This window comes from Leucobacter holotrichiae (genome assembly GCF_055791005.1).
Genome location: NZ_JBVUAC010000029.1, coordinates 1 through 3,361 on the forward strand (window position 1 = coordinate 1; position 3,361 = coordinate 3,361).

At 65.5% G+C, this 3,361-nt stretch carries 5 protein-coding genes; 3 read left to right on the top strand and 2 right to left on the bottom strand.

Features of this window, described 5'->3' with window-relative positions; genetic code table 11:
- Positions 1 to 127 precede the first annotated feature (127 nt).
- Both AC0KXF_RS15075 and AC0KXF_RS15080 read right to left on the bottom strand, forming a co-directional pair.
- Entirely contained in the window at positions 128 to 445 is a 318-nt protein-coding gene (locus AC0KXF_RS15075; RefSeq protein WP_473109951.1) for a transposase, read from the bottom strand.
- 120 nt (positions 446 to 565) lie between these two features.
- Positions 566 to 793, bottom strand: a complete 228-nt coding sequence (locus tag AC0KXF_RS15080; protein ID WP_473109952.1) for a hypothetical protein — start codon at positions 791 to 793, stop codon at positions 566 to 568.
- Positions 794 to 827: 34 nt separating this feature from the next.
- Here AC0KXF_RS15080 and AC0KXF_RS15085 point away from each other — a divergent pair, with 34 nt between their 5' ends.
- The 3 genes from AC0KXF_RS15085 to AC0KXF_RS15095 form a co-directional block, all read left to right on the top strand.
- Positions 828 to 1,202: an ArsR/SmtB family transcription factor gene (locus AC0KXF_RS15085; protein WP_124895871.1), complete on the top strand. Its 375-nt coding sequence runs from the start codon at positions 828 to 830 to the stop codon at positions 1,200 to 1,202.
- Between the two features lie 19 nt (positions 1,203 to 1,221).
- The gene (locus tag AC0KXF_RS15090; RefSeq protein WP_473109953.1) at positions 1,222 to 2,898 is read left to right on the top strand and encodes a SulP family inorganic anion transporter; all 1,677 of its coding nucleotides are present in this window, start codon (positions 1,222 to 1,224) and stop codon (positions 2,896 to 2,898) included.
- The coding region (locus AC0KXF_RS15095) for a hypothetical protein (RefSeq protein ID WP_473109954.1) at positions 2,895 to 3,361 on the top strand (467 nt) is incomplete at its 3' end. The genes AC0KXF_RS15090 and AC0KXF_RS15095, both read left to right, overlap by 4 nt.

Consider the following 3,361-nt stretch of genomic DNA (forward strand, 5'->3'; position numbering starts at 1 on the left):
CGCGATGCTTGAAGTCCTCGCTGTAGTTGTTCTTTGCCATCGCTGACATTCTCGCTTTCTCCAGCGCGATGCTGGATCAGCGTGTCCAAGAAATAGGGGTAGGTTCCCCCGTCGGCGGCGAGCTCTCTCACGAGCGGGTAGAGCCTTTTCCCGGTAGGTGCGCCTGCGATAGATATGCGGCCGCACGACGGAGCACCTCAACTTCTTGCTCGAGCAGCCTATTGCGACGGCGCAGTTCTCGAAGTTCGTCATTCTCTGAACGGGTCATACCGGGCTTTTCGCCGTCTTCGATACGGGCTTGCCGCAACCACTTATCGAGGGTGCCGACATGGATGCCGAAGTCCTTCGCAATCTGCGGCAGCGTGACACCGGGTTCACGGTTCAACGCGACACGGACGACATCGTCTCGGAACTCCTCAGGATATTTTGCGGGCATGATGATCATCCTTCCAGGCCAGCCAAAAGCTAGCCATATCGAATGTCACCTAAACGAGCAGCAGGCCCGTAGGTGCGGGTCAAGGTGGCGCGGCGCACGGGCGGGTTCTCTCGGTGCAGGGTGGCGGGGTTAGCGTCGTTCGCGGGACGGGAGGATAAGCAGCGGGATCATCCAGGCCAGTGCGATGCACAGCAGGCCGCCGATGAAGACGAACGCTTGCCCGGTCGGTGCGGAGAACGCGGCACCGAGGAGCCAGATCCCGAACAGCAGCAACCCATGGTGAGGGTGAAGGTAAAGGCGGTCTTCATCGCAGGTCCAATCGGTGCAGCGGGGCGAGTAGCGGATATGAGTATCCATCGTATGATGGATTCATCAATCGGGAGGTGTTGTTGTGGCAGACACGTGGGATGCGCAGCGTCCGTTGTATGAGGTGAAGGCAAACCTGTTCAAGGGGCTCTCGCACCCGGTCCGGGTGCGAGTGCTGGAAGTGCTGTGCTCACAGCCGGAGACGTCGGTGTCGGAACTGCTGGCGGACACGGGCCTCGAGGCGTCGCATCTGTCGCAGCATCTGTCCGTGCTCCGCAAGCACCATCTTGTTGCTGCCGAACGTCGGGGAAGCCTGGTGTTCTACCGGGTGGCGCATCCGCAGGTCGTGGATCTTCTCAGCGCGGCCCGCGCGCTTCTGACCGAGGTGCTGCACACGACGCAGCAGCAGCTGGTGTCCGCGGTGTCCCTCCCCGACATTTCACGTCCCGGCGCGGCATGAGAAGTCCGGGGGCCCGCTGATGGCGCGAGGGCTGGCCGGGGTGTGGCCGCGGCGGGCGGACTACCGGGAGGTCCCGCGGTCGTGGCGGCGTGATGTGCTCGCCGGGGTGACGGTCGGGGTCGTGGCGTTGCCCCTCGCGTTGGCGTTCGGAGTGTCCTCGGGTGCCGGTGCCGCGTCCGGGTTGGTGACGGCGATCATCGCCGGGGTCATCGCTGCTGTCTTCGGTGGATCGAACGTGCAGGTCTCCGGCCCGACGGGTGCGATGGTCGTCGTCCTCGGACCGGTGATCGCCGCTCACGGGCTCACCGTCCTGCCCGTGGTGTGCGTGATGGCTGGGGGCATTGTGCTCCTCGCGGGCCTGCTGCGCCTGGGGAACGCGGTGACGTTTATCCCGTGGCCGGTCATCGAGGGCTTCACGTTGGGGATCGCGGTCATCATCTTCCTGCAGCAGATCCCGGCCGCTCTCGGCGTGCCCGCAGGTCCCAGCAGCAACGCCGCCGTCGCCGCCATAGAAGCCGCCGGCACGGTGGATCTGCCCACAATGTGGTGGTCACTCGCCATCGCCGGTACGGTCGCGGCGATCATGGTGCTGGCCCCGAAACTGCACCGGGCGCTCCCCGGCTCGATTATCGCGATCATCGTCGTCACCGTGCTGGTTGTGGTGTTCCAGGTTCCGGTGCCGTCGATCGGGGAGCTCCCGGCATCGCTGCCCGCCCCACTCCTTCCGGTCGCAGACCCCGCAACGGTACTCGCGCTGGTGGGGCCGGCGTGCACGATCGCCGCTCTCGCGGCGATCGAATCGCTGCTGTCCGCCCGGGTCGCCGCCTCGATCTCCGACACCGGCCCCTACGATGCGGACCGGGAACTCGTCGGGCAAGGCCTCGCCTCCCTCGGTTCCGGACTGTTCGGAGGCATGCCCGCAACGGGGGCGATCGCCCGCACCGCAGTGAACATCCGATCCGGTGCCCGCACCCGGGTCGCCGCGATTGTCCACTCCCTGATCCTGCTCGTCGTCGTCTACGCGGCAAGCACCGTCGTATCCACGATCCCGCTGGCTGCGCTGTCGGGGGTGCTGATGGTGACCGCGACCCGAATGATCTCCCTCACCACGATCCGCACGATTCTCCGCTCCACCCGCTCCGACGCGCTCGTGTTCGTGGTCACCGCGGTGATCACCGTGAGCGTGGATCTCATCTACGCCGTCGGAATTGGGGTCCTCGCCGCCGCGTTCTTCACGTTGCGTCGCCTTGCGATCTCTGCCGGCGTGCACCGGGAAGAACTCCCCGCGCCTGCGGAGCCCGGGGACGATCGCATCGCCCTGTTCCGCCTCGATGGGGCACTGTTCTTCGGAGCGGCCGAACGCATCGTCGCTCGCATCGGCACCATCCAAAATGTGACTGTCGTGATCCTGCGGCTGTCCGGGCTGCAGGTCCTCGACGCGACCGGCGCGCAAGTCCTCACCGAACTCGTCCACACCCTCGAGCGGCGGGGGATCACCGTCCTCATCAAAGGCATTCCACCCAAACACCTGCAACTCGCAACCCGAGTCGGCGTGATCGCATCCCTCCGCCACCACAACCACCTCTACACCGACCTGGACCCCGCGATCGCTCATGCCCGTAGCCACATCCACAGGGCACGGACCCAGGATGCGACCACGAGGCGCGGGCATCAGAACGGAGCATCGGACGCATGATCCCCGCCCACATGAGCGACCTCTACACCTGGCGTGCCCTCTCCTTCACTGAGGAGCACGGACGTCCCGTGCATGCGGCGATGCTCGCCCTCGAGTACGAGGAATGGCCGGCCCTGGTTACCAAAACGGGTGAACAGCACAACCTGTGGATCGCGGCCATGCTCGAGGTCGGTTTCGCCCTGGTCACCACCACGAACCTCGTCGACGTCGCACGCACGGCCCCGACGATCCCTGCGGCGACTGCGCGGATCGACCTCACCACCGACCATGGGGCCGTCCTCCACGGGACCTTTCCCGACACGACCTGGACCGTCCACGTCCACCGCGCCACGAACCCCCAAGACCCCGATACCTTCGCTCTGCGCCGCCTCATCACCAACACCGTTGGGTCTGCTGAAGCTTTGGTTGAGTCCGGGGTTTATGCCGCCAACCCGACGGCATCCATCATTATGGCCTCGAACTC

Coding starts and splice junctions, on each gene's coding strand:
- AC0KXF_RS15075 (WP_473109951.1), bottom strand. CDS start 445: ATGATCATCATGCCCGCAAAATATCCTGAGGAGTTCCGAGACGATGTC.
- AC0KXF_RS15080 (WP_473109952.1), bottom strand. CDS start 793: ATGGATACTCATATCCGCTACTCGCCCCGCTGCACCGATTGGACCTGC.
- AC0KXF_RS15090 (WP_473109953.1), top strand. CDS start 1,222: ATGGCGCGAGGGCTGGCCGGGGTGTGGCCGCGGCGGGCGGACTACCGG.